We start from the raw sequence: 25,343 nt of genomic DNA on the forward strand, positions 1-25,343 counted from the left end.
CGACCGGAACATGGCATCGTGACGAGAGTTTGGGTCTTTCCGTCCGCCCTGCGGGTTGCCGTCCCCCGTTCCGGGGAGGAACCGCCATGTCCGCTTCCACCCCGACCGGATCGCCCGCTGATCTCACGCGCCATCGGCGTCCGGGCACCTGTTGCCGCTTGCCAGGCGCGGCGATCGCCGCCAGATTGGTTTTGAAACGAAACCAAAGGAGCGATGCGCATGATCGGCGATTTCGAGCAACAGCGGGTGACGCTTTCGACCGGCATCGAACTCGACGTGGTCGATATCGGGCCGCGCGACGCGCCCGCGCTGATCTTCCTCCACGGTTTTCCCGAATCGCATCGCACCTGGCGGCACCAGCTTCCCCATTTTGCGGGCCGCTTTCGCTGTATCGCGCCCGACCAGCGCGGTTATCGCGGGTCATCGAAGCCGCCGGAGGTCGACGCCTATACCCCCGACAAGCTGATCGCCGACATTTTCGCTCTCGCCGACGCGCTCGGCGTCGACCGGTTCACGATCGTGGGACATGACTGGGGTGGAGCGATTGCGTGGGGTGTTGCGCTGGGCGGTCAGCCGGGCGGGCTCCACCCGGCGTGGGCGGGGCGGGTGACGCGGGCGGTGATCGCCAACGCGCCGCACCCCGCGATCTTTCAGCGCCTGCTTGCCACCAATGCCGAACAGCGCGCCGCGAGCCAGTATATCCGCATCTTTCGCGACCCCGCGAGCGATGCGATCATCGCCGACCACGGCATTGCGGGCCTTCTGGCCCACGCCTTTGCGGGAAAGGTGCCGAGTGGCGGGTTGCAACCCGCCGACGAGATCGGCCGTTTGCTGAAGGACTGGGAGGATCGTGACGCCTGCCGCGCGATGGTCAACTGGTATCGCGCCTCGCCGCTGACCGTGCCCGCGATGGACGAACCCTATGCCGATCCGCCCGCGACGCCATTTCCCACGCTTGATATCCCGACGCTGGTGATCTGGGCGCTCGACGATGTCGCGCTGCCGCCGTGCAATCTCGACGGCATGATCGAACTCGTCCCGGCGGTCACGATCGTCAAGGTGCCCGATTGCGGGCATTTCGTGCCGTGGGATGCGCCCGACGCCGTCAATGCGGCGATCGATTCCTTCCTCGCGCAAGACTGAGCGGATCGCCGAAAAAAATGGCGGGCGGCCCATGAGCCGCCCGCCGTTGGGGGGGGTCTGTGCTTGCGTGTCTGGGGCACGCGAAATCATATTTTGCCACACGCAAAATCACCCGGTTGCGACCAGGGCCGAAGACTTTGGGCGGGGCGAGTTAACCATATTATCGGCCGATATGGCAGGCTTTCAGATTCTCCCATTCCTGCCATATTCCTGTCATGGACGTTGGCGGACTCAGGGTTGCCTCGATCACCGACCGGATCGATGGCCCGTCAAGCTGGACAATCGAACGCGATGTCCACGCGCTCATCCTCTATGAGGCCGGAAGCTATCACTGGCTCGAAACCTGGCAGGACGGGCAATGCACGTCGCTTGGCGATCCCTTGCCGGGCGAGATGTGGTTGATCCCCGCAGGGTGCGTCTATCGCGCCGAAGCCAAGGGCGGCGGCGTGCGCTACATCGACATAGAAATCCCGCGCTCGCGGCTGACTGTCGCGCCGGGCACTCGCGCCCTCGCCGCGCATCACGATCGGGTGCTGGCGGCGCTGGGCCGCGCGCTCGCAGCCGGCGATGGCGCGGCGGCCGATCCCTTTGTCACCATCCTTCACGAAACGCTGGCCGGAATGGCCAGCCGCTGCAACCCGCCCGCGATCGGCGATCGCATCAACCAGCTGATGCGTTTCATCCAGGCCCAGCTCGAAATGCCGCTGACCGTCGAGGATATGGCGGCCGAGGCCGGCATGTCGGTCAACAGCCTGATCGTCCATTTCGCGCGCGCGACGGGGCGGACGCCCGCGCAATATGTGCTGCGCCAGCGACTGCGCCGCGCCTGCTGGTTCCTGATGAACCGCCCGCTGTCGATCGCCGAGATAGCCTTTGCCACCGGCTTTTCCAGCCACGCGCATCTGTGCGCAAGCTTTCGCCGCAAGCTGGGCATGTCGCCGGGCGAGTGGCGACGGCGGCATCGGTCGGCTGTCCTGCCCGACGTCGAAGGCGCGGCAGTTTGACCGGGCTGAAGAGGCACCGACCGACTGGTCGTTGTCGGCCCTAACTTTCCGGGCGGAGCAGGCAGCCGCTTGCCCCCGCATAGCGCGCGCTGCGCGATGCGAGCAGCGGGACGCTGCCGATGACCGTTTTCGTGTCGGGATCTTCGCTCAGCGACACCATCTCCATCCCCGGCTCGAAGTCGCTCTGACAGCTTTCCAGGCTGCGCCCCTGGACATAGCGGCATGAACAGCCGACGCGCGCGGCATAGGCGGCGCCGAGTTCGGCCCGCGCCCTGAACGCCGGGAATTGCCAGATCGCGAACCCGGCGAGCAGCACCCCGACGATCAGCACCCACGGCAGGCACCCGCCCCAGCGGCTCGGTTTTTTGCGTGGCGAAACCGGGCCGGGCGATGGTGGCGGTGCGGGCGGGGTCGTCGCGCCCGTTGATGGATCGGCGGGGTTGGTGCTATTCACCCGGCCCATGATGATGAAAAAACGGCTGCTGGCAAGTGCCGCCCTCGCGATGCTTGGCGCCTGGTCGCTGACGCAGGCGGCGGGGCAGGGCAGCCTCGCCCCGGCAGCGCCCGCGCCGAAGTTCGGCCTTTCGCTCGACGATGTGGCGGCGGCCGACGCACCGCCCGCGCTTCCCCCCTTGCCCGCGGCCATCCGCGCCCGCGCCGACGCGCTGTTCTCCGATGCAGAGGCGGTGGGACAGACGCGCGCTCTGCTGGTGCTGCGCGATGGCGAGCCGATCTATGAACGCTATGCCGCCGGGTTCGGCCCCGACAGCAAGCTCATCAGCTGGTCAATGGCAAAGAGCATCACCGCGGTGCTCACCGGCTTTCTGGTGGCCGACGGGCAATTGTCGCTCGACGGTCCGGCGCCAGTCGCGGCGTGGCAGCGCAGCGGCGATCCGCGCGGCGCGATCACGCTCCGCCACCTGCTCCACATGTCGTCGGGCCTTGAACATGTCGAAAATGGCGATCCCGTCTGGGACGGCGACACGGTGGAGATGCTGTTCGGCGGAGGCGCCGACGACATGGCGGGTTTTGCCGAAGCCAAGCCCGCGGCGGCGCAGCCCGGCGAGGTGTTCAATTACAGCTCGGCGACGAGCATCATCCTCGCGGACATCATCGCCGACACGCTGACCCCGTCGGAAAGCCCCGACGCGCGGCGCGAGGCGATGCGCGACTTTATCGCCGGGCGGCTCGTCGAACCGCTCGGCATGACCAGTCTGACGCCCGAATTCGATGCCAGGGGCACGATGATCGGCGGGTCGATCATGCACGCGGCCGCCCGCGACTATGCGCGGTTCGGCGAGTTTCTGCGCAACGACGGCGTCGTGGGCGGCCAACGGCTGCTTCCCGAAAGCTGGATCGACTTCATGCTGGCGCCGTCGGCGAACGATGCCGGCTATGGCGGGCATATCTGGCTCAACCGCCGCCGTCCGGCGGGTGCCCAGCCCGCGCTCTGGCCCGATCGCGGCCCGAACGACCTGTTCGCCGCGATCGGCCATCAGGGGCAATATATCATCGTTTCACCGTCGCAGCGCGTGACGATCGTGCGGCTGGGCGTCACCAGGGACGATCAGTTTCCGGCGCTGCGTCGCCATCTGGCCGATTTGACCGCGGCGCTTTGAGCCGGTTCGGCAAGGGTCGCCGGTTTCGGCCGGAAGCGGTCATAACCCAAAAGAAAGCCCATCCTTCTCAAGCGAGGGGGTAAACGGCCGCTACGACATCTCGCCGCCCCAAGGCCGACTCGGCTCGCCCGTTGACTAAAGCAGAAAATCGCCCACCAGCGTGGTGACGCAATGGCCCGTCAGTTCGACCATGTCGCCGTCGAGGCGGCAGCCGACGTGGCCGCCGCGCGCGCTTGCCTGACAGGCGGCAAAGGCATCGCGGCCCAGCCGCGCCGTCCAATAGGGGGTGAGCACGCTGTGCGCCGATCCGGTGACCGGGTCTTCGTCGATCCCGGCGCCGGGCGCAAAGACACGGCTGACGACGTCGGCGCCCGACGGGTCGCCGGCGCCCGGTGCGGTCGCGATATACAGGATGTCGCTGCCCTCGCTCAACGCGCGAAAGTCGGGCTTGAGCGCACGCACGCTCGCCGCGTCGGGATAGACGATCAGCGCATATCCGTTCGCGTGCCACAGCGTTTCGACCGGTTGCCCGCACAGCGCGCGGACGATGTCGGGCATCGCCCTGGGCAGGGGCGGATAGGCGGGCAGCGCCATCCGATAACCCTCATCCTCACCGTTGCGCGCGACCCGCAAGATGCCGGCCTTGCGCGTGCGAAAACGCATGTCGCTGCGCCACTGCGCCGCTGACAGCAGCACATGCCCGCTCGCCAGCGTCGCATGGCCGCACAGCGCAACCTCGACCGTCGGGGTGAACCAACGCAGCTCATAATCGGCCTCGCCGCTTTCATCGGGCACGAGGAATGCGGTTTCCGACAGATTATTTTCGGCCGCGATCGCCAGCAGCGTCGCATCGTCGAGCCATTCGTCGAGCGGCATCACGGCGGCCGGATTGCCCGTGAAGGGACGGTCGGCAAAGGCATCGACGCGACTGATCGCAAGGCGGCGCGGTGCGCTCATGGGTATAGATATCCCTTCGTCCAGCCATCGCCGGTGCGCTCGAACAGGGTGCGTTCGTGGAGCCGGTGGGCACGGTCCTGCCAGAACTCGATGCGTTGGGGCGTCACGCGCCAGCCTGACCAGCGTGGCGGGCGCGGCACGTCCTGCCCCGCAAAGCGCGCCTGCATTTCGGCAAAGCGCGCCTCGAAGGTCGCGCGGCTGTCCAGCGGGCGCGACTGGTCGCTCGCCCAGGCGCCGAGCTGGCTGTCGCGGCTGCGCGTCGCGAAATAGGCGTCGGCGGTGGCGTCGTCGACCGGTGTGGCGCTTCCTTCGATGCGAATCTGGCGGCGCAGCGATTTCCAGTGGAACAACAGCGCGACATGCGGGTTCGCGGCCAGTTCGCCGCCCTTGCGGCTGTCAAGGTTGGTGTAGAAGACGAAACCGTCGGGCCCATGCCCTTTCAGCAGCACCATGCGCAGCGAAGGGCGCCCGTCGGGTGTCGTCGTCGCGAGCGCCATCGCATTGGAATCATTTGACTCGCTTGCTCGCGCTTCGGCGAACCAGTTGTCGAACAGGGCCAGGGGATCGTCGATCATGCACGCGGTCATAATGCGCAGAACGCGCATGGTCGAGCGACATGTGCGGAACTTGATCGCCGCGGCCCGCATTCCCACATCGCCGCGCAATGGGCCTTCACGGCCAGTCGTTAATCAGGCTACAGGAGCAAGATGGCCGATCCCTATTCCACCCTTGGTGTTACGAAAAGCGCGAGCGAAGCCGAGATCAAGTCTGCCTATCGCAAGCTTGCCAAGGAATTGCACCCCGACAGGAACAAGGACAATCCGAAGGCGTCGGAACGCTTTTCCGACGTGACCAAGGCCTATGACCTGCTTTCGGACAAGGCGAAGCGTGCGCAATATGACCGCGGCGAGATTGACGCCGACGGCAATCCGGCCATGCCCTTCGGCTATGGGGGCGGCGGTTTTCGGGGCGATCCGCGCGCACAGGGCGGGTTTTCCGGTTTCGGCAATGACGGCGCCGATTTCGGCGATATTTTTGAAGGTCTGTTCGGCGGACGCGGCAGCGGGCCTTTCGGCGGGTTCGGCGGGCGCAGCGCACCGCCGCCCAAAGGAGCCAACATCCCCTATCGCCTGTCGGTGTCCTTCGTCGACGCGGCGACACAGGCGCCGCAGCGGATCACACTGGCCGACGGCAGTACGATCGACCTCAAACTGCCCGCCGGGGTCGAAACCGGAACGCAGATGCGCCTGGCCGGCAAGGGTCAGCCGGGACCGGGTGGCAACGGCGACGCGATCGTGACGATCACGGTCAAGGACCACCCCTTTTTCGTGCGCGACGGCGCCAACATCCGGCTCGACCTGCCCGTCACGCTGGCCGAAGCAGTGAAGGGCGCGAAGGTGAAGGTGCCGACGGTCGACGGCCCGGTGATGCTGTCGATCCCCGCGGGTTCCTCGTCGGGCAAGGTCATGCGGCTCAAGGGCAAGGGGTTCAGCCAGAAGGGCGGCGGCCGCGGCGACCAGCTGGTGCGGATCATGGTCGACCTGCCCGCCGACGACGCTGCGCTGGTCAAGCTGCTGGGCGAATGGCACGATCCGCGCAACGTGCGGGCGGACCTCGGCGTGTGACGCGTGGCTGAGGTCAGGGATAACGGACGCGCGGCGGCGCTGGAGCGCGAGGTTGCCGACGAGGTCGGCAAGGAGTTTCTGGCCGAAGGCCATTCGCCCGAATCGCCCGAAGCGCGCGCCGAGCAGGCGAAACGCGTCCATCTGCGCGCGCGGGCGCTGGGGGTTATAGAGCGCGGGCGCGAACAGCTTGGCCCCGGCACGCGCGCCTATCGGATCGTGCGCCGCGTCGTCGTCGGCACCTATACCGACGGCTTCATCCACGCGGGCAACCTGGCCTATCTGGCGCTGATCGCGCTCTTTCCCTTTTTCATCCTGCTCGCCGCCGCGCTCAGCCTGTTCGGCGGCAGCGTCGGCGGCGAGCGCGCGGTCGAAGCGGTTTTCTCGACGATGCCGCCGACCGTCGCCAAGGCCTTGGCCGGTCCGATCCGCGAAGTGATGACCGCGCGCACGGGCATCTTCCTGTGGCTCGGCGCGCTCGTCGCGCTGTGGACCGTCGGCAGCCTGATCGAAACGGTGCGCGACATTCTGCGGCGTGCCTATGGCACGCATTTCAGCAAGGGGTTTTTCCATTACCGCCTGCTGTCGATCGGCATCATCACCGGCGCCGTCGTGCTGATGCTGCTGTCGTTCAGCATGCAGGTGCTGATCGTCGGGGTCGAGCAGTTCGTGACCCGCGTGCTGCCCGAACAATATCAGGACTGGGGCGTCGTGCTCATTTCGCGCGCCGTCTCCGGTCTGGGGCTGTTCGTCGCGATTTACCTGCTCTTCTACAGCCTGACACCGTCGAAATATCGCCGACTGAAGCGTTGCCCCAAATGGCCGGGGGCGCTGTTCACGACCCTATGGTGGATCGGCGTCACGCTGGCGCTGCCGCCCTTGCTCGCCGGCCTGCTCAGCTATGATGCGACCTATGGCAGTCTTGCAGGGGTGATGGTCGCGCTGTTCTTTTTCTACCTCGTCGGATTGGGTATGGTGATGGGCGCCGAACTCAACGCCGCGCTCGTCGAGGTTGAGGATTTGGGCCATGACGCTATGGGGCGCGTGGACGACGTGACAGTCGACGACAAATAAGGCCGGAGAATATGGAAATGACGGGTCTGATGAAGGGCAAGCGCGGGCTGATCATGGGGCTTGCGAACGACAAGTCGCTCGCCTGGGGCATTGCAAAGGCGCTTCACGCGCATGGCGCGGAGCTTGCGATCTCCTATCAGGGGGACGTGATGCTGAAGCGCGTCAAGCCGCTTGCCGACCAGCTCGGTTGCGATTTCCTGATCGATTGCGACGTTGCCGACATGGACAATCTGGACGCGGCCTTCGCGACGCTCGGCGCGCGCTGGCCGACGATCGACTTTGTGGTCCACGCGATCGGTTATACGAACAAGGAAGCGCTGCGCGGCAAATATGCCGATGTGACACTTGACGACTTCCTGATGACGATGAACATCAGCGTCTACAGCTTTACCGCGGTTGCCCAGCGCGCGACGGCGATGATGACGCCATTCGATCCCGAAACGGGCAAGGGCGGCGGGTCGCTGCTGACCCTCAGCTACTATGGCGCCGAAAAGGTCATCCCGCATTACAACGTCATGGGCGTCGCCAAATCGGCGCTCGAAACCAGCGTCAAATATCTCGCCAATGATTATGGTCCGCAGGGGGTGCGCGTGAACGCGATCTCGGCAGGGCCGATCAAGACGCTCGCCGCATCGGGCATCGGTGATTTCCGCCTGATCCTGAAATGGAATGAATATAACGCCCCGCTGCGCCGCAACGTGACGATCGACGATGTCGGCGGTTCGGCGCTCTATCTGCTCAGCGATCTGGCGAGCGGTGTGACGGGCGAAACGCACCATGTCGATGCGGGTTACCACACTATCGGCATGAAGCAGGAAGACGCGCCGGATATTGCGCTTGCCTGATGGCCTTGCCGTCCGCGCGGCGGGCGCAGAAGATGCCGATGCCATCGATGCGGTCATCCGCGCCGCCTTTGCCGGAACCCAATATGGGTATCAGGGCGAGGGCGAACTGGTGCGGATGATCGAGGCGGATGGCGATGCGCTGGTGTCGCTCGTCGCCGAACAGGGCGGCGAAATCGTCGGCCATGTGCTGTTCAGCCGGATGGCTGTGAACGCCGACGGCCGCACCGTTGCGGCAGCGGGCCTTGCGCCCGTTTCGGTTACGCCTGCGCGGCAGGGGCGGGGCATCGGCGACGCCTTGATCCGCGCGGGGCTCGATGCGCTCCGCGAACAGGGTGTCGTGATGAGCTTCGTGCTTGGCCATGCGGACTATTATTCACGCTTGGGCTATTCGCCCGGACTGGCGGCGCGTTTCGTTTCACCCTTTTCAGGCCCGCATTTCATGGCGATGATGCTGGACAGCGCCGCCGAATGGCCGCAAGGCGGCCGGGCGGATTATGCGCCGGCATTCGGCCGGTTGGGGTAAGCGATGAGTTTCAACAGCTTCGGACGCGTTCTTCGCTTCACGACCTGGGGGGAGAGTCACGGCCCCGCACTCGGTGCTGTGGTTGATGGCTGTCCGCCCCGCCTGTCCTTGTCCGAGGCCGACATCCAGCCCTTTCTCGACAAGCGCCGTCCGGGCCAGTCGCGTCACACGACCCAGCGACAGGAACCCGACCAGGTGCGCATCCTGTCGGGGGTGTTCGAGGGCAAGACGACGGGCACGCCGATCAGCCTGATGATCGAGAATGTCGACCAGCGATCAAAGGATTATGGCGAGATTGCTGAGGCCTATCGCCCTGGCCACGCCGATTATGCCTATGACGCCAAATATGGCATCCGCGATTATCGCGGCGGCGGGCGGTCGAGCGCGCGCGAGACCGCGGCGCGCGTCGCCGCGGGCGCCGTGGCGCGGCTGGTGATCCCAGAGGTTCAGATTCACGCCTGGGTCGCCGAAATCGGCGGCGATGCGATCAACCCTGAAAACTTTGACCTTGAAGAAATCGACCGCAATCCCTTTTTCTGTCCCGATCCGGCCGCGGCGCAGCGCTGGCAAGCGCTGATGGATGCAGCGCGCAAGGCGGGCAGTTCGCTGGGCGCGGTCGTCGAATGTGCGGCGAGCGGCGTTCCCGCCGGGTGGGGGGCGCCCATCTATGCCAAGCTCGACAGCGACCTTGCCGCCGCGATGATGGGCATCAACGCGGTGAAGGGGGTCGAGATCGGTGCGGGTTTCCACGCCGCGCGGCTTCGCGGCGAGGAGAATGCCGACCCGATGCGGCCCGCGACCGACGGCAGCAACCGCCCCGATTTCCTGTCAAACAATGCCGGCGGCGTCGCGGGTGGCATTTCGACCGGCCAGCCCGTCGTCGTGCGCGTCGCCTTCAAGCCGACCAGTTCGATCCTCACCCCCGTGCCCACGGTGAACAAGGCGGGCGAGGCGACCGACATCGTGACCAAGGGCCGCCACGACCCCTGCGTCGGCATCCGCGGCGCGCCGGTGGTCGAGGCGATGATGGCGCTGGTGCTCGCCGACCACAAGCTGCTCCACCGGGCGCAGTGCGGATAGCGTGGTCGGGCCGGTTTGAAACACAAGCTCACATCATGCCGTCATTCCGGCCTTCGCCGGAAGGGCGGTCGAGATGAAGTTGAGCAGGCTTCGGTGGTAAGATGATCGACGTCGCCCGCGCCTTTGTCACCGAATATCAGGCGATCATCGGCCTGGTCGTCCTGGCGGTGATGTTCGTGGGTTTCGTTCTGGAACGCTTTCCGGCAACCGTCGTCGCGATCCTCGGCACCTGCGCCTTCCTCTTCCTCGGCATATTGTCGGGGCGCGACCTTTTCTCGGTCTTTTCAAACCCGGCGCCGGTGACGATCGGCGCCATGTTCATCCTGTCGGGCGCGCTGCTGCGCACAGGCACGTTGGACGCCATTGCAAGCCGGATCATCGCGCGTGCGCAGCGACATCCAAAACTGGCGCTCGCCGAAATGTTCCTCGGCGTCTATGTCGCCTCGGCCTTCCTCAACAACACGCCGGTCGTCGTCGTGATGATCCCGATCATGCTCCGGCTCGCGGCGGCGCTCGACCTCAGCGCCAAGCGCCTGCTGATTCCGCTGTCCTATGTGGCGATCCTTGGCGGCACGACGACGCTTATCGGCACCTCGACCAACCTGCTGGTTGCGGCGGTGGCGGAGGACAGTGGCCTCGACCGCTTCGGTATCTTCACCATCACGCCGGTCGGACTGGTCGCGGGGGCGGTTGGGGCTTTGGGGCTGCTGTTTATCGCGCGGCGCTTCCTGCCCGACGATGCGCCGAACCAGATTGCGCTCAGCCAGGACCACCGCTCCTTTCTGTCCGAAGTGCGGATACTGAAGGGTGGCAATCTGGTGGGCCGCCGCATCGGCGATGTGCCCTTCGCCAAGCGGGCCAACGTCAGGCTGGTCGGGCTGAAGCGGGGCGGCTCGCTGCGCCGCACCGCGCTTGCCGACGAAAGGTTGCAGGTCGATGACCGGCTGGTGCTGCGGCTCGAACTGGCCGAGCTGCTCTCGCTTCGCGCGAACAAGAATGTCGCGATCGGGCTGACCGCCGGGCATGACGATGTCGAACAGGATGAGGCGGAGATCGTCGAAGCGATGATCGCGCCCAGTCATCCCGCGATCGGCCGCCGCCTTGTCGAAATCCCCTTTCTGTCGGCGTTGCGCGTCCGCATCCTTGGCATTGCGCGCTTTCGCAAGACGCCGGGCCCCGATCTGCCCAATGCGCGGATCCAGGCGGTCGACCGCGTGCTGGTTACCGGCCCGGCGGACCAGATCGAACAGATGTACGGCAATCCGCACCTCTATGGCGTCGGCTCGACGACCGAACGCGAGTTTCGGCGCGGCAAGGCGCCGATCGCGGTCGGCGCGCTGCTCGGCGTCATTCTGCTTGCCGCGCTCAACGTGATGGACATCGGCGTTGCGGCGATCATCGGCGTCGGGCTGATCCTCGTGACGCGCTGCATCGACGCCGACGAGGCATGGGATTCGATCGACGGCAATGTGCTGGTGCTGATCTTCGCCATGCTCGCGGTCGGGCTGGCGCTCGAAAACTCCGGCAGCGTGGCGTTGGTGGTCGACAAGCTGACGCCGATTCTGGTCGACGTGCCGCCGTGGGGGCTGGTGCTTGCCACCTATGTCATTTCGGTGCTGCTGACCGAGGTGGTGACCAACAATGCGGTTGCCATCCTGGTCACCCCCCTGGCGATTGCGGTGGCGCGCGACCTTGGCGTCGATCCCTATCCGCTGGTCGTCGCGGTGATGTTCGCGGCGTCGGCGAGCTTTGCGACGCCGATCGGTTATCAGACGAACACACTCGTCTATGCGGCGGGCAATTACCGCTTCGTCGATTTCCTGCGCGCCGGCATTCCGATGACCGTGTGCGTCGGCGCCGCGACGGTCGTTGCGATCAGCCTGTTGATGTAAACGCGCCGGTTGCGCGCCATTTTCGCCGCCGCTAGGGTCCGCGCCCTTACAGGTCGCAAACAGGGGGAAGAATTGATGGCCGAAGCGAGCATCGTGATGCCGGCCGAGGGGCAGGAAGACGCGCGCGCGCGGCGTCTGCAATGGCGGATGCTGATCGGCTTTGTCGTCGGCCTGCTGGCGGGGCTGGCCGCGCATTATGGCGCCGCGGGGCAACCGTGGGTCGACGAGGTGATCTTCTATCTCGGCAAGGTTGGCGATGTCTTCTTGCGCCTGCTCTTCATGCTGGTCATCCCGCTGCTGGTATCGGCGCTGATCGTCGGCGTGGCCGAGATGGGCGAAATGCGCGCGCTCAAGACGGTGGGGCTGCGCACGCTGATCTACACCATCCTCGTGTCGACGATCGCGGTTGCGATCAGCCTGCTGGTCGTCAACCTGCTCCAGCCGGGCGCGGGCGTCGATCCAGACGTCGCGCGCTCGCTGATCGCGGACGGCGCCGAGCGCGCAGGCAGCATCATCCAGACGAGCCGCGAGGCCAAGGCGGGGGCCGACGCGATCGTCGCGATCGTCCCCAATAATTTCTTCCTTGCGATGAGCGAGAACGACGTGCTTGCGGTGATGTTCTTTGCGCTGTTTTTCGGCATTGGGCTGATGATGGTGCAGACGCCGCAGACGCAGGTGTTGAAAAGCGCGATCGAGGGTGTGTTCGAGGTCGCGATGAAACTGATCGGGCTGGTCATCCGCCTCGCGCCCATCGCCATTTTCTGCTTCATGTTTAACCTTGGCGCGCAATTCGGCGTCGACCTGCTTGTCCGCCTGTCGGCGTTTGTCGGTGTGGTGTTGCTGGCGCTGGGTTTGCAGATGTTCGTCGTCTTTCCGATCCTGCTCAAGACATTGGCCGGCAAATCGCCCATCGCCTTTTTCCGCGAAACGCAGGAAGCGTCGGTGATGGCCTTTTCCACCGCTTCGTCGAACGCAACCTTGCCGACGGCGCTGCGCGTCGCGCACGACCGGCTGCACCTGCCCGACCGGGTTGCGCGTTTCGTGCTTACCATCGGCGCGACCGCGAACCAGAACGGCACCGCGATGTTCGAGGGCGTGACGGTGATCTTCCTTGCACAATTCTTCGGTGTCGACCTGACCTTGCAACAACAGATCATGGTGATGGCGGTGTGCATCCTGGGCGGCATCGGGACGGCGGGCGTTCCGGCAGGCTCCTTGCCGGTGATCGCGCTGATCCTTGCGATGGTCGGCGTTCCGCCGGCGGGCATCGGGCTGGTGCTTGGCGTCGACCGTTTCCTTGACATGTGCCGCACGACGCTGAACGTCATCGGCGACCTTGTCGCTGCAACGGTCGTTTCGGCCGGGATCGACGATCAGCCCGATGCGCCGGGCCCCGTCTGACCCTTTTGTCTATTGATCGCGCACCTTGCTGGGCGGGTCTACGCGGTTAGCGCGCACGCGAATTGGCGGCGTCGCTGGCGTGCCCGCTCTCGACGGGGGAGTCGATTGAACGGCCGGTCCCGCGGCAGGATGCGCGCTCTTGACAATCGGATCCGTGTCGGACGGCGCTGCGCCGCTCGCTGGCCGTTGCTGGCGCGAACGTTGCGTCGCGCGTGTCTCCCTTTGTCCGCGCGGCCGCGAATATATCTCGCCCGGCTCGGTCGCGGGCAGGTTGCGGATCGCTCGCGGCGTGCCGGTCATGCCTTCGGCGGACCGCCGCGGACGGGCGCCACGCGGGCGATCATCATCGTGCGCGTCGCGAGTCCAGCCGGGCCGCCCTTTGCCGCGCCCGCGGTCGTCATCGCGGTCGCGATGCCAGCCAGGCCGGCCGGCTTTCCCGTCGCCGCGCTTGCCATGATATTTCCACCAGGCGCGGCGGCCGCCCCAATAGTCCAGATAATGGCCGCGCAGCGGATAGCGGTTGCGATAGCGGTCGAACATCCACAGTCCGTGACCCGGATAATAATAATTGTCGTACCAACCGCCGCCAAAGCCGATCTGGACGAACCCGCTGCCATAATCGGCGGCGTCATAGCAATCATAGCCGTAGCCGTCGTCATAGGCATAGCCGTCATAATCATAATAGGCATCGCCATAGCGCGCCGCGCAATCGCTGCGCGCAGCAAAGCTTGCGCCATAGACGTCGCCATAATAGCAGCCGGACAGCATCGTCGTCGCGAGCGTGCCGAATGCGACGGAAAGGAGGCGCGGGAAACGCATGGGCATGGACTCGGTCCTTCTCGGCCGGCGGATTGCGACCTTGGGGTCGAAACTGCCCGAGCCGAGTTGAATTGGCGGTGAATGGCGTGCAATGCCTTACTTGCACCATTGTCAGTAGTGCGATACCCATCGGGCCAACGCCAGGATAGACAAGGATTCGACCCGATGAACGCGCCGACGCAAATCCAACCCGCCAATCCTCGCTGGTCCGCGGCACGCTTCGGCCCGGATACCCGGCATTGGCTGCCGCGCAACCCCGACAGCGCGATCGACCATATTCCGGGCGAGGACGGACTGCCCCTGATCGGCAACACGCTCGAACAGCTGCGCGACTATCCCGCCTTTGCGCGCCGCATGGTCGCCCGATATGGCCTCGTCTATCGCAACAACAGTTTCGGCGGGCGCAGCGTCGCGTTGCACGGGGCGGAAGCGAACGAGCTGGTCATGTTCGATCGCGACAAGATTTTCTCGTCCGAACAGGGCTGGGGGCCGGTGCTCAACCTGCTCTTCCCGCGCGGCCTGATGCTGATGGATTTCGAAAAGCATCGCGCCGACCGCAAGCTCCTGTCGGTCGCCTTCAAGCCCGAACCGATGCGCCACTATGCCGACGCGCTCAACGACGGGATCAGGGGGCGCGTTGCAAGCTGGAGCGGCAAGAGTTTCAAATTCTATCCCGCAATCAAGGAGCTGACGCTCGACCTCGCCGCCACCAGCTTTCTCGGCATCCCCTGGGGTCCAGAGGCGGACAAGGTCAACAAGGCCTTCGTCGACATGGTGCAGGCGTCGATCGGCATTGTGCGCCGCCCGTTCCCTTTCACTGCGATGGGCCGCGGCGCCAGGGGCCGCGCCTATCTGGTCGACTATTTCAGCCGCATGGTCCCCGAACGCCGCGAAGGCGCGGGCGAGGACATGTTCAGCCAGATCTGCCGCACGCGCGACGACAATGGCGATCATATGAGTGTCGATGCGATCGTCGATCATATGAACTTCCTGATGATGGCGGCGCACGACACGATCACCAGTTCGATCACCACGCTCGTCTGGGAACTTGCGCGCCATCCCGAATGGCAGGACCGGCTCCGCGAAGAGATGCTCGCCGTCGCCCCCGCGGGCGAGGGGGTCGGCCACAACAGTCTTGGCGAGCTCGAACTTACCGAATGGGCGTTCAAGGAAGCGTTGCGGCTCGTGCCCCCCGTGCCGAGCTTTCCGCGGCGTGCGCTCAAGGATTTCGAGTTCGGCGGCTATCGCATCCCGGCGGGCACCCCGGTCGGCGTCAGCCCCGCTTTCACGCATATGATGGAGGAACATTGGCCCGAACCTCACAAGTTCGACCCGATGCGATTTTCGCCGGAGGTCGCGCGCGGGCGGCATAAATATGCCTGGGTGCCTTTCGGCGGCGGTGCGCATATGTGCCTGGGGCTGCACTTCGCCTATATGCAGGCGAAGATCTTTTTCCATCATGTCGTCACGACGCACCGGATCAGCATTGCGCCCGGCTATGCTCCCGAATGGCAGATGCTGCCGATTCCGCGTCCCAAGGACGGGCTGACCGTGACGTTCGAGCCGCTGAAATAATCGTCGCCGTCGCGGGGGGCGGCAACTGTCCTTGTCCGCACGCGTCAAGTCCGTCATCTGGGACGCGTGACGACTCTCCGCCCCTATTTTTTGTGGTTCGCCGTCGCGCTGCTCCTCGCCTTCGCCGCGGTTCGCGGCGTGCAATGGATGCGCGATCACCCCGAACATCTTCCCGGCGCGCGCTTTGAACTCGCGCATCCACAGGGGTGGGCGACGCATCGCAAGCTGGTTGCACTCGCCGACGACGATGCCGCCTGCTTCGCCGCCTTTGACCGTTCGGGCGCAGGCTATTTGCGGCGGCCGGTCGTGGGCGAGGGCGTGTGCCGGGCCAGCCAGCGCATGATTCTGACCGGCAACAGCCTGGTCCCGACGATGCGCCCCGCGAACGCCGCGCCCGGCTGCGCCGTTACCGCGGCGATGGCGCTGTGGACGCGCGACGTCGTGCAGCCCGCGGCCGATCGTTATTTCGGACAGCCGGTCGTCGAGCTGGAAAATCTCGGCAGCTATAATTGCCGTAAAATTGCCGGCGGTGCAGCGCAGAGCCAGCATTCGACCGCCAATGCGATCGACATTTCGGCTTTCGTGCTTGCCGACGGCACGCGGATCGCGATCATCAACGACTGGCAACCGGGCGATCGGCGCAGCGAATTCCTGCGCGCGGTGCGCGACGGATCGTGCGGCCTGTTCTCGACGGTGCTGTCACCCGACCATAATGCCGCGCACGCCGATCATTTCCACTTCGATATGGCCGCGCGGACGGCTGGGTGGACGGTTTGCCGCTAAAGCGGCTTTGAATAGAGAATCGTGCGTGCTTCTTCTTTGAAGCCGCTGGTTTCGTGCCACGTCTGGCTGATTATATTGTCCAGTTCGACATCCGATCCGACGCGGTCGTGACCGCGCTCGCGCGCGCGCGCTTCGATCGCCGCCAGCAAGGCGCGGGCGCCGCCCCTCCGTCGCAACGCTGCATCCACCCACAGACCCTCGATATGCGGATAGGGCGGCACGGCGCAGCCGTCGAACATCGTGCGGAGCTGGACCTCGGCAAAGCCGACCGCGCGATCACCCGTGTCCGTGAGAATGAAATTCCACAGGGTCGGGTCGGCCAGCATCGCCGGCAATTCGCTGGCGAGTTCCGCCGCCTCTGCGTCGGGCCACAGTCGGGCGCGCATCGCGGCCCAGGTGCTGACATCGTCAAGGCGCGCATCGCGAACGATCATCGTCAAACGGTGAAGCTTTCGCCGCAGCCGCAGGCGCCCTTGGCGTTCGGATTCTCGAATACGAAGCCCGCGGCGAAATCATCCTCGACCCAGTCCATCGTGCTGCCGATAAGGTAGAGGACCGACGCGCCGTCGATGTAGAAGGTGCCGCCCGGCGTCTCGATCTTTTCATCGAACTTCGCCTCGTCGGTCACATAGTCGACCGAATAGGCAAGCCCCGAACAGCCGCGCCGCGGCGTCGACAGCTTGACGCCGATCGCGCCTTCCGGGGCCGCGGCCATCAGCTTCGCGATGCGCGCTTCCGCGTTGGGCGTCAGCGTGACGGCGGCGGGACGGGTTCTGGTTTCGGTCATTTCCAACTTCCTTTCCCGTTCGCGTCGGGCGACGTCGAGACACCCCGAAACCGCGAACGAACGACAGGCATCCCGGCTTCGTCCGACACGAACGGAATAAACATATGGGTGCTGCTCACAACATCCCCAGTTCCAGCCGCGCCTCGTCGCTCATATTGGCAGGCGACCAGGGCGGGTCCCAGACAAGGTTCACTTCGGCGTCGCCGACGCCCGGCACCGCGCCGACGCGCAGTTCGACCTCGCCCGGCATCGATTCGGCGACCGGGCAATGCGGCGTCGTCAGCGTCATTGTCACCAGCACATGCCCTTCGTCGATCTCGACATTATAGATCAGGCCCAGGTCATAGATGTTCACGGGGATTTCGGGATCATAGATATCCTTGAGCGCCGCGATAACGGCCTCGTAGAGGTCGCCGCCGACCGCCGCGGGGTCGACCGCCGCGGGCTTGGCGGCAAGGAAGCCCTCCAGATAATCGCGCTTGCGTTCCAGCTTTTCGGGCGCGGTTTCGGCGTCCAGCGCGCGCGCCTTTGGCGGCGCCGCGACGCGCGTGACTTCTTCTACCCTGATCGTCCGCTCCTCGTTCATCCGAAAATCCTTTCGACGCGGGCGAGGCCGTCGATCAGCGCCGCCACATCGTCGTCATTGCTGTACAAACCGAAACTCGCGCGCGCGGTCGCGGCCACGCCCAGATGTTCCATCAGCGGCTGCGCGCAATGGTGCCCGGCGCGGATCGCGACGCGGCTTTCGTCCAAGATGGTGCCGATGTCGTGCGGATGAACCCCCGCCATCGAAAAGCTGACGATTCCGGCGCTGTTTTCAGGGCCGTAAAGGGTGATGCTGTTGCGCCGCGCAAGCTGGTCGCGCAGGCTGCCGACCAGCGCCCGTTCGTGCGCGTGGATCGTCGCAACCCCGATGGCCTGGACATAATCGACCGCCGCGGCCAGCCCGATCACCTCGACGATCGCGGGCGTGCCCGCTTCGAAGCGGGTGGGGGCGGGGGCATAGGTCGTCCCGGCAAAGGTCACGCGGTCGATCATCGACCCGCCGCCCTGCCATGGCGGCAAGGCGTCGAGCTTGTCGCTCCACAGCACGCCGACGCCGGTGGGACCGTAAAGCTTGTGCCCCGAAAAAACATAATAGTCGCAGCCGAGCGCCGTCACATCGACCGGCAGGCGCGGCACCGCCTGGCACCCGTCGATCAGCAGCTCGGCGCCGACGCGATGCGCCAGTTCCGCCGCGCGCGCGACGTCGAGCGGGCTGCCGAGCACGTTCGAGACATGCGCAAAGGCGACCATATTATGTTCGGGGGTGAGCAGCTTCTCGGCCGCATCAAGGTCGATGCGGCCGTCCGCCGTCAGCGGGCAGACGTCAACCTCCCACCCCGCGAGCTGCCACGGCACGATATTGCTGTGGTGTTCGAGCGTCGAGAGCAGCACGCGGCCTTTGCGTGGATGCGCGTAAGCGACCAGGTTGATCGCCTCGGTCGCCCCGCGCACGAACGCGACCTGGTCCTCCTTTGCGCCGATGAAGCCTGCAATCCGCCGCCGCGCCGCCTCATAGGCAAGCGTCATATCGGCCGAGCGCGCATAGACGCCGCGATGCACGGTCGCATAGTCGCGCCCCATCGCGTTCACCGTCGCGTCGATGACGGCCTGCGGCTTTTGCGCGGTCGCGGCGGTATCCAGATAGTGCCAGCCGGGGGTAAGGCCCGGAAACTGCCCCCTGATCCCGCTGGTGTCGAGGCAAGTCGGGACACCCGGCGTGCGTGCGCTGCCGAGGGGCGTCTCGACTTCGCTCGATGCGCACGGGGAAGAGAGGCTGCTCATACCAATTCCCCCAGCTTGGCGAGCGCGAGCTGCTGAAGCCGCGTTTCTTCCCCGGCCCCGTCGAAAACCCCCGCGACAAAGGCTTGGAGCAGCATTGTCTTTGCCTCGGCGGGCGGTAGCCCGCGCGACTGGAGATAATAGAGCGCTTGTCCGTCGAGTTCACCGATTGCGCAGCCGTGCGCGCATTTCACGTCGTCGGCGAAGATTTCGAGTTCGGGCTTGGCATTGGCGGTTGCGCTGCGGTTCAGCAGCATCGCCTTTACATCCTGTTCGCTGTCGGTCCGCTGCGCATCGCGTGCAACGGCGACCTTGCCCAGATAGGTGCCGGTGGCGGTGCCGCCGAGGACCGATCGCACGACCTGCCGCGACGTCGCGCCCGGTTCGGCGTGGGTGACGGTGGTGACGATCTCGAGATTCTGTTCCCCGCCGCCGATCTGCGCGGCGCCGAGCGTGAAATCGGCGCCTTCGTGCAGTGTTACCGCAAGCTCGATGCGGCCATAGGCGCCGCCGATGTTGAGGATATGGAGCGACGCCGTCGCCCCTTTGCCGATGATCATTTCGATCTGATGGATCGCGCCTTTGTCCTGCACGATCGCGCGGCGGAAATCGCCGCCCGCGGGCACGACGATGCTCTCGGGCGCGGGCAGCGGCCACGCCGCGGCCACCGCGTCGATGTCGCTATAGCGCCACGCTTCGTCGCGTCGCGAGGGGAGGGTGGTCACGCTCAAGCGGCGATCTCCGCATAGCCTTCGCGTTCGAGTTCGAGCGCCAGTTCAGGCCCGCCCGACTTGACGATGCGGCCGCCCGCGAGGACGTGGACAAAATCCGGCTGCACATAATCCAGCAGCCGCTGATAATGGGTGATCAGCAACACCGCCTTGTCGGGATGGCGCATGATCGTGTTGATCCCGTCGCCCACGGTGCGCAGCGCGTCGATGTCGAGGCCGCTGTCCGTCTCGTCGAGGATGGCGAGCCTGGGATCGAGGATGCCCATTTGCACCATCTCGTTGCGCTTCTTCTCGCCGCCCGAAAAGCCGACGTTCACCGGGCGCTTGAGCATGTCCATGTCCATCCTGAGCAGTGCAGCCTTTTCGCGCGCCACTTTCAGGAACTCGCCGCCCGACAGCGGTTCCTGCCCACGCGCCTTGCGCTGCGCGTTGAGGCTTTCACGCAGGAACTGGACGTTCGACACGCCGGGGATTTCGACCGGATACTGGAACCCCAGGAACAGGCCGGCGGCGGCGCGCTCGTGCGGGTCCATGCCCAGCAGGTCCTGCCCGTCGAAGGTCGCCGAACCCTCGGTGACCTCATAGCCCGGCCGCCCGCCGAGCACATAGGAGAGCGTCGACTTGCCCGCGCCATTCGGCCCCATGATCGCATGAATCTCGCCCGCATTGATGGCCAGCGACAGACCCTTCAGGATCGGCTTGTCGGCGACGGCGGCGTGGAGGTTTTCAATTTTCAGCATGTTCAGGAAACATCCTCTTCGGCCTTGTTCATCAATCTTTCCATCGCTGCCGCATTCCGGTTCGACATCCACAGGGTAAAACGGGCCAGAAAGTTGTTCCCGGCGATGATTTGCGCTTTCAGTTTTTCAAGCGTGTCGAGCTGATCCCGCGACACGGTTTCAACGGTGTCCAGCAACTGCAACCCGCGACCGTCGGGCAGCTGGCCAAGGTTCGAGCGATAGTCGTGGGCACGCTGTTTGAGCGCCCCGAAACGCGACTGAAGCTCAACGATCTGGTCCAAACGATCCATTACCTCACACTCCCCTCAAGGATGACCCCCAGCGACCTGTGCACTTCGACCCTCTCAAGCCCATCCCCTTCAGGGGAGGGGTGGGGGCGGGCGGCTATCGTCATCCGACCGACCCTTCCAGCGAAATCCCCAGCAGCTTCTGCGCCTCGACAGCAAACTCCATCGGCAGCTGTTGCAGCACGTCCTTGGCAAAGCCGTTGACGATCAACGCGACCGCTTCCTCCGCATCCAGCCCGCGCTGCATCGCGTAGAAGAGCTGGTCGTCGCTGATCTTGCTCGTCGTCGCTTCATGCTCGACGGTTGCGGTGGGATTGCGGACCTCGATGTAGGGGACCGTATGCGCGCCGCACTGGTCGCCGAGCAACAGGCTGTCGCACTGGGTGAAGTTGCGCACCCCCTCGGCATTGGGCGCGACGCGGACTAGGCCGCGATAGGTGCCGCTTGACTTGCCCGCGCTGATCCCCTTGCTGACGATGGTCGATCGCGTGCGCTTGCCATTGTGGATCATCTTGGTGCCGGTGTCGGCCTGCTGGTAATTGTTGGTGACCGCGACCGAATAGAATTCGCCGACGCTGTCGTCGCCGTTGAGGACGCAGCTCGGATATTTCCAGGTGATCGCGCTGCCGGTTTCGACCTGTGTCCACGACACTTTCGACCGTGCGCCCTGGCACAGCGCGCGCTTGGTCACGAAATTATAGATGCCGCCCTTGCCCTCGGCGTCGCCCGGATACCAGTTCTGGACGGTGCTGTATTTGATCTCGGCATCGTCGAGCGCGACCAGTTCGACCACCGCGGCGTGGAGCTGGTTCTCGTCGCGCATCGGCGCGGTGCAGCCTTCGAGATAGCTGACATAGGCGCCCTTGTCGGCGACGATCAGCGTGCGCTCGAACTGCCCCGTATTTTCGGCATTGATGCGGAAATAGGTCGAAAGCTCCATCGGGCAGCGCACGCCTTCGGGCACGTAAACGAAGGTGCCGTCCGAAAAGACCGCGCAGTTCAGGCAGGCGAAATAATTGTCGTGCATCGGCACCACACGCCCGATCCACTTTTTCACCAGATCGGGATATTCGCGGATCGCCTCGCTGATCGACAGGAAGATCACGCCCGCGCGCTTCAGTTCTTCGCGAAAGGTCGTCGCGACGCTGACGCTGTCGAATACCGCGTCGACCGCGACCTTGCGCGCGCCTTCGACGCCGGCGAGCACTTTCTGTTCCTCGATCGGAATGCCGAGCTTCCTGTAAACCTCAAGGATCTCGGGATCGACCTCGTCAAGGCTGCCGAGTTTCGGCTTGGGCTTGGGCGCCGCATAATAATAAGCGTCTTGATAGTCGATCGGCGGCACATTGAGCTTCGCCCAGTCGGGCGTTTCCATCGTCAGCCAGTGACGAAATGCCTTCAACCGCCAGTCGAGCATCCATTCGGGCTCGTTCTTCTTCGCGCTGATGAAACGGATCGTATCCTCGGTCAGCCCCTTTGGCGCGAAGTCGGTTTCGATGTCGGCGGACCAGCCATGTTCATAATCGGCGACGCGCAGCGCGGCCTCGCGGGCGGCCTGATCCTTGACGGGGGTTTCGATATTGTCGGTCATCTTTTTAACTCGTCGCCCCCGCGAAGGCAGGGGGCGTTGTCGGCCTGACTGGCGTTGCGGGCAGGGAATCTCCACCGGCCCCCGCCTTCGCGGGGACGACGGCGAGACTCGCAAGGCTGATGTTCGCCAGCGCCCCGCGCACCGCGCCGTTCACGACGCCCCAATGCGGTTGCACCTTGCAACTGCCTTCGAGCGAGCAATCGTGCCGCCCTTCGGCGACGCAAGAGGTGAGGGCGATCGGTCCCTCGACCGCTTCGATGATATCGGCAACGCTGATCGCCGCCGCGGGCCGCGCGAGCCGCACCCCGCCGCCGCTGCCGCGCGACGCCACGAGCAGGCCGGCGCGGGCAAGGCCGCTCACCAGCTTCTGTGCGGTCGGGCCGGGGATGCCCGTCTGTTCGGCCAGCATGGCTGCGTGAATCGGCACCGATCCGCACTGGCGCGCGGCGGCGCTCATCAGCACCACGGCATAATCGGCAAGGTTGGACAGGCGCATGGTCTTTTCCGTCGCAATTGCGAACGATTCTTAAATGGAGTAATTTGCTCCACTTATATAGGAGGGGCTTGCGCAGCGCGCAAGCAAGCGTGGCCTCGCGCCGCGATAGAAAAGCTGCGGCGCAAAAAAAAGACACCCACCCGGCCGGGGCCGGATAGGTGCCGAGATGAAGGTCTCAAGTCCTCGTCAACGAGGATGAGCTCTTCTGGGTCGCGGATTTTGATTATGCGCAGCGGGCGATTCGTGATTGTATGGAAACGCCAAATCGTCAGGCTGCGCAATTTTTGATGGTTAACCCGCCGCCTTATGTTTCGGACACGATGGGGCTGACCTTGCCGGCCAGCTGTTTTCGGCCCGTGGTGGTCGCCTGCGTGTACAGGGTCGGGTTGCCGAGCTGACCGGGCGTCGCGCCGGCAAAGCGCTTGATCTCGCGAATCAGGTGCGACTGGTCGTAAAAGGCGTCGCCGAGCTGCGCCGCGTCGAGTCCTTCGCCGCGTGCAAGCGCCGAGGCCGCGCGCACCGCGCGATATTTGCGCGCCAGCATTCGCGGCGACAGGCCGTAATAATGTTTCGTCATCCGCTCGACCGAGCGGATCGACATGCCGGTGGCTTCGACCAGCGCGGCCACCTGCGGCGAAGGCGTGGCGGTCAGCCATTCGTCGACGGTGCGGATGAACCACATCGGTGCGGTCTCGCCGCGCGTCAGCACCTCGCGCGCGAAATTATTGCCGATCACCAGCTTTGCTTCGGCGGTGTCCGCTTGCTCCAGCGCGGTGGCGACCTCGTCGATCCAGGGGCCGAAGAGGTCGGCGGCATCCATCGCATCGTCGGTCAGCTTATCGGCGTCGTCGCCCATCAGCGCCGCCCAGCCCGCGGGCAACAGGCCGAAACCGAACATCGCGGTCGGGCCGTTGGCGATGGCGCGCACGCGGCCGCTGGTCGGCCCGACGATATTGGCGCGGCACGCGGGCGAACGTTTGCCATCGGCGAAGATATATTCGCCATCGGCGACCGTCATGAAACGGAATTGCGGACGGTCGGCGCGCTCATATTCGTCGAACCGCGGCATGTTGATCCGCGCGATGTAAAAGCTTGACACCATTTCCGCCAGATCGGGATCGGGCAGAAAATAATGAAGCTCGAACGGCGCGTTGCCGTTCACGCCGTTAGGCGAGGATGATGTTTGCGACATGACAGACCCAAACCCCCACGGCCTTTCCCTGGCCGCCCTTTATCTGAGTCAAATCATTTGCTTTTCCGCGCCTTCCGTCAAGCGGCAATCGTCAACCAACTTAACCCTTTTCGGTGGCGATCCATGCATCGACCCGCCGTTCGAGAATGTCGAGCGGCACCGGTCCCGATTCGAGCACGACATCGTGAAAGCGACGGAAATCGAATCGTTCGCCCAGCGCCGCCTGCGCGCGGCCGCGCAGTTCCATGATCTTGAGCTTGCCGATCAGATAGGCGGTCGCCTGCCCCGGATAGACGATATAACGCTCGATCGCCTTTTCGATGTCGCCGTCGGGGTTGGGGGTATTGTCCTTCAGATATTGTATCGCCTGCTCGCGGCTCCAGCGCTTGTCGTGAATGCCGGTATCGACGACGAGGCGGCACGCGCGCCAAAGCTCCATGCCCAGCCGCCCGAAGTCGCTGTAGGGGTCGGTGTAGAAACCCATGTCCTTTGCAAGTTCCTCCGAATATAATCCCCACCCCTCGGTATAGGCGGTGACGCCGCCAAAGCGGCGGAAGGGCGGCAGGCCGGTGAGCTCGGTCTGCACCGCGCGCTGGAGGTGATGCCCCGGCACGCCCTCATGATAGGCGAGCGCTTCCAGCTCGGTCTTGGGCATGTCGCGCAGATCGTAGAGGTTGACATAATAGGTGCCGGGCCGCGACCCGTCGGGCGAAGGCGACTGGTAGAAGGCCTTGCCCGCCGATTTTTCGCGGAACGCTTCGACGGGTTTGACCACCAGCGGCGCCTTGGGCAGCGTGTTGAAAAAGGCCGGAAGCCGCGCTTCCATCGCCTTGGTGCGGGCATCGACTTCGGCGAGATAGGCTTCGCGCGTCGTATGATAATATTGCGGGCTGGTGCGCAGGTGGACGAAAAACTGCTGCAAACTACCCTTGAACCCGACCTTCGCCATGATCGCCCGCATCTCGTCATGGATGCGTGCGACTTCGGCCAGGCCGAGGTCGTGGATCTGGCTCGCGGTCAGGTCGGTGGTCGTATAATTGGCCAGCAGCGCCTCGTAATAGGCCTTGCCGTCGGGCAGGCGCCAGACGCCGTCGGCGGTCGGCGCCTTCGCCTGCTGGCGCTTCATTTCGGCGAGCAGGCGGACATAGGCGGGGCCGGCGCTTTCGGTCCAGGCCGCCTTGGCCGCGGCGATCAGCCGCGCCTTTTCGCCAACGCGGGCGTCGAGCTTGCCGACCTTTGCCATGATGTCGGCGATCACCGCATTGTCGGGGCCGAGCAGATTGCCGATGTCGGAAATCAGATAGGCATAGATCTGTAATTGCAGAGCTAGGCGGTGCGATCCCTCGAGGGTTTCACGG

The 25,343-nt window shown here is 65.0% G+C and carries 27 protein-coding genes; 12 read left to right on the plus strand and 15 right to left on the minus strand.

Annotation, left to right across the window (positions count from 1 at the left end; all coding sequences use genetic code 11):
- Positions 1 to 219: 219 nt before the first annotated feature.
- The gene (locus tag HUW43_RS11490; protein ID WP_188237541.1) at positions 220 to 1,143 is read left to right on the plus strand and encodes an alpha/beta fold hydrolase; all 924 of its coding nucleotides are present in this window, start codon (positions 220 to 222) and stop codon (positions 1,141 to 1,143) included.
- Positions 1,144 to 1,358: 215 nt separating this feature from the next.
- Positions 1,359 to 2,147 (plus strand): helix-turn-helix domain-containing protein, encoded by a 789-nt coding sequence (locus tag HUW43_RS11495; RefSeq protein ID WP_188237542.1) that lies wholly within the window; start codon positions 1,359 to 1,361, stop codon positions 2,145 to 2,147.
- A 40-nt stretch (positions 2,148 to 2,187) separates the two neighbouring features.
- Here the strand turns inward: HUW43_RS11495 and HUW43_RS11500 are convergent, their stop codons facing one another.
- A complete protein-coding gene (locus tag HUW43_RS11500) occupies positions 2,188 to 2,601 on the minus strand; it encodes a hypothetical protein (RefSeq protein WP_411157943.1) in 414 nt (137 codons plus the stop codon).
- 7 nt (positions 2,602 to 2,608) lie between these two features.
- On the opposite strand from HUW43_RS11500, the gene HUW43_RS11505 reads away from it, so the two are divergent.
- The gene (locus HUW43_RS11505) at positions 2,609 to 3,766 is read left to right on the plus strand and encodes a serine hydrolase domain-containing protein (protein ID WP_223181485.1); all 1,158 of its coding nucleotides are present in this window, start codon (positions 2,609 to 2,611) and stop codon (positions 3,764 to 3,766) included.
- 135 nt (positions 3,767 to 3,901) lie between these two features.
- Here the strand turns inward: HUW43_RS11505 and HUW43_RS11510 are convergent, their stop codons facing one another.
- Together HUW43_RS11510 and pdxH are read right to left on the minus strand one after the other, a co-directional pair.
- Positions 3,902 to 4,723, minus strand: a complete 822-nt coding sequence (locus HUW43_RS11510) for a PhzF family phenazine biosynthesis protein (RefSeq protein WP_188237544.1) — start codon at positions 4,721 to 4,723, stop codon at positions 3,902 to 3,904.
- Entirely contained in the window at positions 4,720 to 5,298 is a 579-nt protein-coding gene (gene pdxH, locus HUW43_RS11515; protein WP_262926803.1) for a pyridoxamine 5'-phosphate oxidase, read from the minus strand. Before pdxH ends, HUW43_RS11510 begins: the two co-directional genes overlap by 4 nt.
- 132 nt (positions 5,299 to 5,430) lie before the next feature.
- Between pdxH and HUW43_RS11520 the strand changes: the two genes are divergently transcribed.
- From HUW43_RS11520 to HUW43_RS11550, 7 genes are all read left to right on the plus strand, one after another.
- The gene (locus HUW43_RS11520) at positions 5,431 to 6,348 is read left to right on the plus strand and encodes a DnaJ C-terminal domain-containing protein (RefSeq protein ID WP_188237545.1); all 918 of its coding nucleotides are present in this window, start codon (positions 5,431 to 5,433) and stop codon (positions 6,346 to 6,348) included.
- A 3-nt stretch (positions 6,349 to 6,351) separates the two neighbouring features.
- Positions 6,352 to 7,419 (plus strand): YihY/virulence factor BrkB family protein, encoded by a 1,068-nt coding sequence (locus HUW43_RS11525; protein ID WP_188237546.1) that lies wholly within the window; start codon positions 6,352 to 6,354, stop codon positions 7,417 to 7,419.
- A gap of 17 nt (positions 7,420 to 7,436) precedes the next feature.
- Positions 7,437 to 8,264, plus strand: coding sequence for an enoyl-ACP reductase FabI (fabI, locus tag HUW43_RS11530; RefSeq protein ID WP_188237566.1), 828 nt, complete (start codon positions 7,437 to 7,439; stop codon positions 8,262 to 8,264).
- Positions 8,257 to 8,787 carry a GNAT family N-acetyltransferase gene (locus tag HUW43_RS11535; RefSeq protein WP_188237547.1) on the plus strand — a complete coding sequence of 177 codons (531 nt, stop codon included), beginning with the start codon at positions 8,257 to 8,259 and terminating at the stop codon, positions 8,785 to 8,787. Before fabI ends, HUW43_RS11535 begins: the two co-directional genes overlap by 8 nt.
- A 3-nt stretch (positions 8,788 to 8,790) precedes the next feature.
- A complete protein-coding gene (gene aroC / locus HUW43_RS11540; protein WP_188237548.1) occupies positions 8,791 to 9,867 on the plus strand; it encodes a chorismate synthase in 1,077 nt (358 codons plus the stop codon).
- Positions 9,868 to 9,968: 101 nt separating this feature from the next.
- Positions 9,969 to 11,759 (plus strand): SLC13 family permease, encoded by a 1,791-nt coding sequence (locus tag HUW43_RS11545; RefSeq protein ID WP_188237549.1) that lies wholly within the window; start codon positions 9,969 to 9,971, stop codon positions 11,757 to 11,759.
- Between the two features lie 96 nt (positions 11,760 to 11,855).
- Positions 11,856 to 13,160, plus strand: coding sequence for a dicarboxylate/amino acid:cation symporter (locus HUW43_RS11550; RefSeq protein ID WP_411157944.1), 1,305 nt, complete (start codon positions 11,856 to 11,858; stop codon positions 13,158 to 13,160).
- A 9-nt stretch (positions 13,161 to 13,169) separates the two neighbouring features.
- Here the strand turns inward: HUW43_RS11550 and HUW43_RS11555 are convergent, their stop codons facing one another.
- Complete coding sequence (locus HUW43_RS11555; RefSeq protein ID WP_188237551.1) at positions 13,170 to 13,985, minus strand: hypothetical protein; 816 nt, start codon at positions 13,983 to 13,985, stop codon at positions 13,170 to 13,172.
- Positions 13,986 to 14,144: 159 nt separating this feature from the next.
- Between HUW43_RS11555 and HUW43_RS11560 the strand changes: the two genes are divergently transcribed.
- The gene (locus HUW43_RS11560; protein WP_188237552.1) at positions 14,145 to 15,554 is read left to right on the plus strand and encodes a cytochrome P450; all 1,410 of its coding nucleotides are present in this window, start codon (positions 14,145 to 14,147) and stop codon (positions 15,552 to 15,554) included.
- Between the two features lie 66 nt (positions 15,555 to 15,620).
- A complete protein-coding gene (locus HUW43_RS11565; protein ID WP_317450861.1) occupies positions 15,621 to 16,337 on the plus strand; it encodes an extensin family protein in 717 nt (238 codons plus the stop codon).
- Here the strand turns inward: HUW43_RS11565 and HUW43_RS11570 are convergent.
- From HUW43_RS11570 to HUW43_RS11620, 11 genes are all read right to left on the minus strand, one after another.
- The gene (locus HUW43_RS11570; protein ID WP_188237553.1) at positions 16,334 to 16,771 is read right to left on the minus strand and encodes a GNAT family N-acetyltransferase; all 438 of its coding nucleotides are present in this window, start codon (positions 16,769 to 16,771) and stop codon (positions 16,334 to 16,336) included. The genes HUW43_RS11565 and HUW43_RS11570 overlap by 4 nt on opposite strands.
- A 2-nt stretch (positions 16,772 to 16,773) precedes the next feature.
- Positions 16,774 to 17,124 carry a HesB/IscA family protein gene (locus HUW43_RS11575; protein ID WP_188237554.1) on the minus strand — a complete coding sequence of 117 codons (351 nt, stop codon included), beginning with the start codon at positions 17,122 to 17,124 and terminating at the stop codon, positions 16,774 to 16,776.
- A 115-nt stretch (positions 17,125 to 17,239) separates the two neighbouring features.
- Complete coding sequence (locus tag HUW43_RS11580) at positions 17,240 to 17,710, minus strand: SUF system Fe-S cluster assembly protein (protein WP_188237555.1); 471 nt, start codon at positions 17,708 to 17,710, stop codon at positions 17,240 to 17,242.
- Positions 17,707 to 18,951 (minus strand): aminotransferase class V-fold PLP-dependent enzyme, encoded by a 1,245-nt coding sequence (locus tag HUW43_RS11585; RefSeq protein ID WP_188237556.1) that lies wholly within the window; start codon positions 18,949 to 18,951, stop codon positions 17,707 to 17,709. The genes HUW43_RS11580 and HUW43_RS11585 overlap by 4 nt, the downstream gene beginning before the upstream one ends.
- The gene (locus HUW43_RS11590; RefSeq protein ID WP_188237557.1) at positions 18,948 to 19,679 is read right to left on the minus strand and encodes a SufD family Fe-S cluster assembly protein; all 732 of its coding nucleotides are present in this window, start codon (positions 19,677 to 19,679) and stop codon (positions 18,948 to 18,950) included. Before HUW43_RS11590 ends, HUW43_RS11585 begins: the two co-directional genes overlap by 4 nt.
- The gene (gene sufC, locus HUW43_RS11595; RefSeq protein WP_188237558.1) at positions 19,676 to 20,419 is read right to left on the minus strand and encodes a Fe-S cluster assembly ATPase SufC; all 744 of its coding nucleotides are present in this window, start codon (positions 20,417 to 20,419) and stop codon (positions 19,676 to 19,678) included. Before sufC ends, HUW43_RS11590 begins: the two co-directional genes overlap by 4 nt.
- 2 nt (positions 20,420 to 20,421) lie before the next feature.
- The gene (locus HUW43_RS11600) at positions 20,422 to 20,709 is read right to left on the minus strand and encodes a hypothetical protein (RefSeq protein WP_188237559.1); all 288 of its coding nucleotides are present in this window, start codon (positions 20,707 to 20,709) and stop codon (positions 20,422 to 20,424) included.
- Positions 20,710 to 20,809: 100 nt separating this feature from the next.
- Positions 20,810 to 22,297 carry a Fe-S cluster assembly protein SufB gene (gene sufB, locus HUW43_RS11605; protein ID WP_223181486.1) on the minus strand — a complete coding sequence of 496 codons (1,488 nt, stop codon included), beginning with the start codon at positions 22,295 to 22,297 and terminating at the stop codon, positions 20,810 to 20,812.
- Positions 22,298 to 22,301: 4 nt separating this feature from the next.
- The gene (locus HUW43_RS11610; protein ID WP_223181487.1) at positions 22,302 to 22,793 is read right to left on the minus strand and encodes an SUF system Fe-S cluster assembly regulator; all 492 of its coding nucleotides are present in this window, start codon (positions 22,791 to 22,793) and stop codon (positions 22,302 to 22,304) included.
- Between the two features lie 304 nt (positions 22,794 to 23,097).
- Positions 23,098 to 23,955, minus strand: a complete 858-nt coding sequence (locus HUW43_RS11615; protein ID WP_317450862.1) for a helix-turn-helix domain-containing protein — start codon at positions 23,953 to 23,955, stop codon at positions 23,098 to 23,100.
- Positions 23,956 to 24,085: 130 nt separating this feature from the next.
- The coding region (locus HUW43_RS11620; RefSeq protein WP_188237561.1) for a DUF885 domain-containing protein at positions 24,086 to 25,343 on the minus strand (1,258 nt) is incomplete at its 5' end.

The sequence above is a fragment of the Sphingopyxis sp. LK2115 genome (assembly GCF_014595975.1).
In the GTDB taxonomy this organism is placed as follows: Bacteria; Pseudomonadota; Alphaproteobacteria; order Sphingomonadales; family Sphingomonadaceae; genus Sphingopyxis.

Bases quoted from the DNA above. Each gene is read 5' to 3' on its own strand.
- HUW43_RS11490 (WP_188237541.1), top strand. From the start codon at position 220: ATGATCGGCGATTTCGAGCAACAGCGGGTGACGCTTTCGACCGGCATC.
- HUW43_RS11495 (WP_188237542.1), top strand. From the start codon at position 1,359: ATGGACGTTGGCGGACTCAGGGTTGCCTCGATCACCGACCGGATCGAT.
- HUW43_RS11505 (WP_223181485.1), top strand. From the start codon at position 2,609: ATGATGATGAAAAAACGGCTGCTGGCAAGTGCCGCCCTCGCGATGCTT.
- HUW43_RS11510 (WP_188237544.1), bottom strand. From the start codon at position 4,723: ATGAGCGCACCGCGCCGCCTTGCGATCAGTCGCGTCGATGCCTTTGCC.
- pdxH (WP_262926803.1), bottom strand. From the start codon at position 5,298: ATGATCGACGATCCCCTGGCCCTGTTCGACAACTGGTTCGCCGAAGCG.
- HUW43_RS11520 (WP_188237545.1), top strand. From the start codon at position 5,431: ATGGCCGATCCCTATTCCACCCTTGGTGTTACGAAAAGCGCGAGCGAA.
- fabI (WP_188237566.1), top strand. From the start codon at position 7,437: ATGACGGGTCTGATGAAGGGCAAGCGCGGGCTGATCATGGGGCTTGCG.
- aroC (WP_188237548.1), top strand. From the start codon at position 8,791: ATGAGTTTCAACAGCTTCGGACGCGTTCTTCGCTTCACGACCTGGGGG.
- HUW43_RS11545 (WP_188237549.1), top strand. From the start codon at position 9,969: ATGATCGACGTCGCCCGCGCCTTTGTCACCGAATATCAGGCGATCATC.
- HUW43_RS11550 (WP_411157944.1), top strand. From the start codon at position 11,856: ATGCCGGCCGAGGGGCAGGAAGACGCGCGCGCGCGGCGTCTGCAATGG.
- HUW43_RS11555 (WP_188237551.1), bottom strand. From the start codon at position 13,985: ATGCCCATGCGTTTCCCGCGCCTCCTTTCCGTCGCATTCGGCACGCTC.
- HUW43_RS11560 (WP_188237552.1), top strand. From the start codon at position 14,145: ATGAACGCGCCGACGCAAATCCAACCCGCCAATCCTCGCTGGTCCGCG.
- HUW43_RS11570 (WP_188237553.1), bottom strand. From the start codon at position 16,771: ATGATCGTTCGCGATGCGCGCCTTGACGATGTCAGCACCTGGGCCGCG.
- HUW43_RS11575 (WP_188237554.1), bottom strand. From the start codon at position 17,124: ATGACCGAAACCAGAACCCGTCCCGCCGCCGTCACGCTGACGCCCAAC.
- HUW43_RS11580 (WP_188237555.1), bottom strand. From the start codon at position 17,710: ATGAACGAGGAGCGGACGATCAGGGTAGAAGAAGTCACGCGCGTCGCG.
- HUW43_RS11585 (WP_188237556.1), bottom strand. From the start codon at position 18,951: ATGAGCAGCCTCTCTTCCCCGTGCGCATCGAGCGAAGTCGAGACGCCC.
- sufC (WP_188237558.1), bottom strand. From the start codon at position 20,419: ATGCTGAAAATTGAAAACCTCCACGCCGCCGTCGCCGACAAGCCGATC.
- HUW43_RS11600 (WP_188237559.1), bottom strand. From the start codon at position 20,709: ATGGATCGTTTGGACCAGATCGTTGAGCTTCAGTCGCGTTTCGGGGCG.
- sufB (WP_223181486.1), bottom strand. From the start codon at position 22,297: ATGACCGACAATATCGAAACCCCCGTCAAGGATCAGGCCGCCCGCGAG.
- HUW43_RS11610 (WP_223181487.1), bottom strand. From the start codon at position 22,793: ATGCGCCTGTCCAACCTTGCCGATTATGCCGTGGTGCTGATGAGCGCC.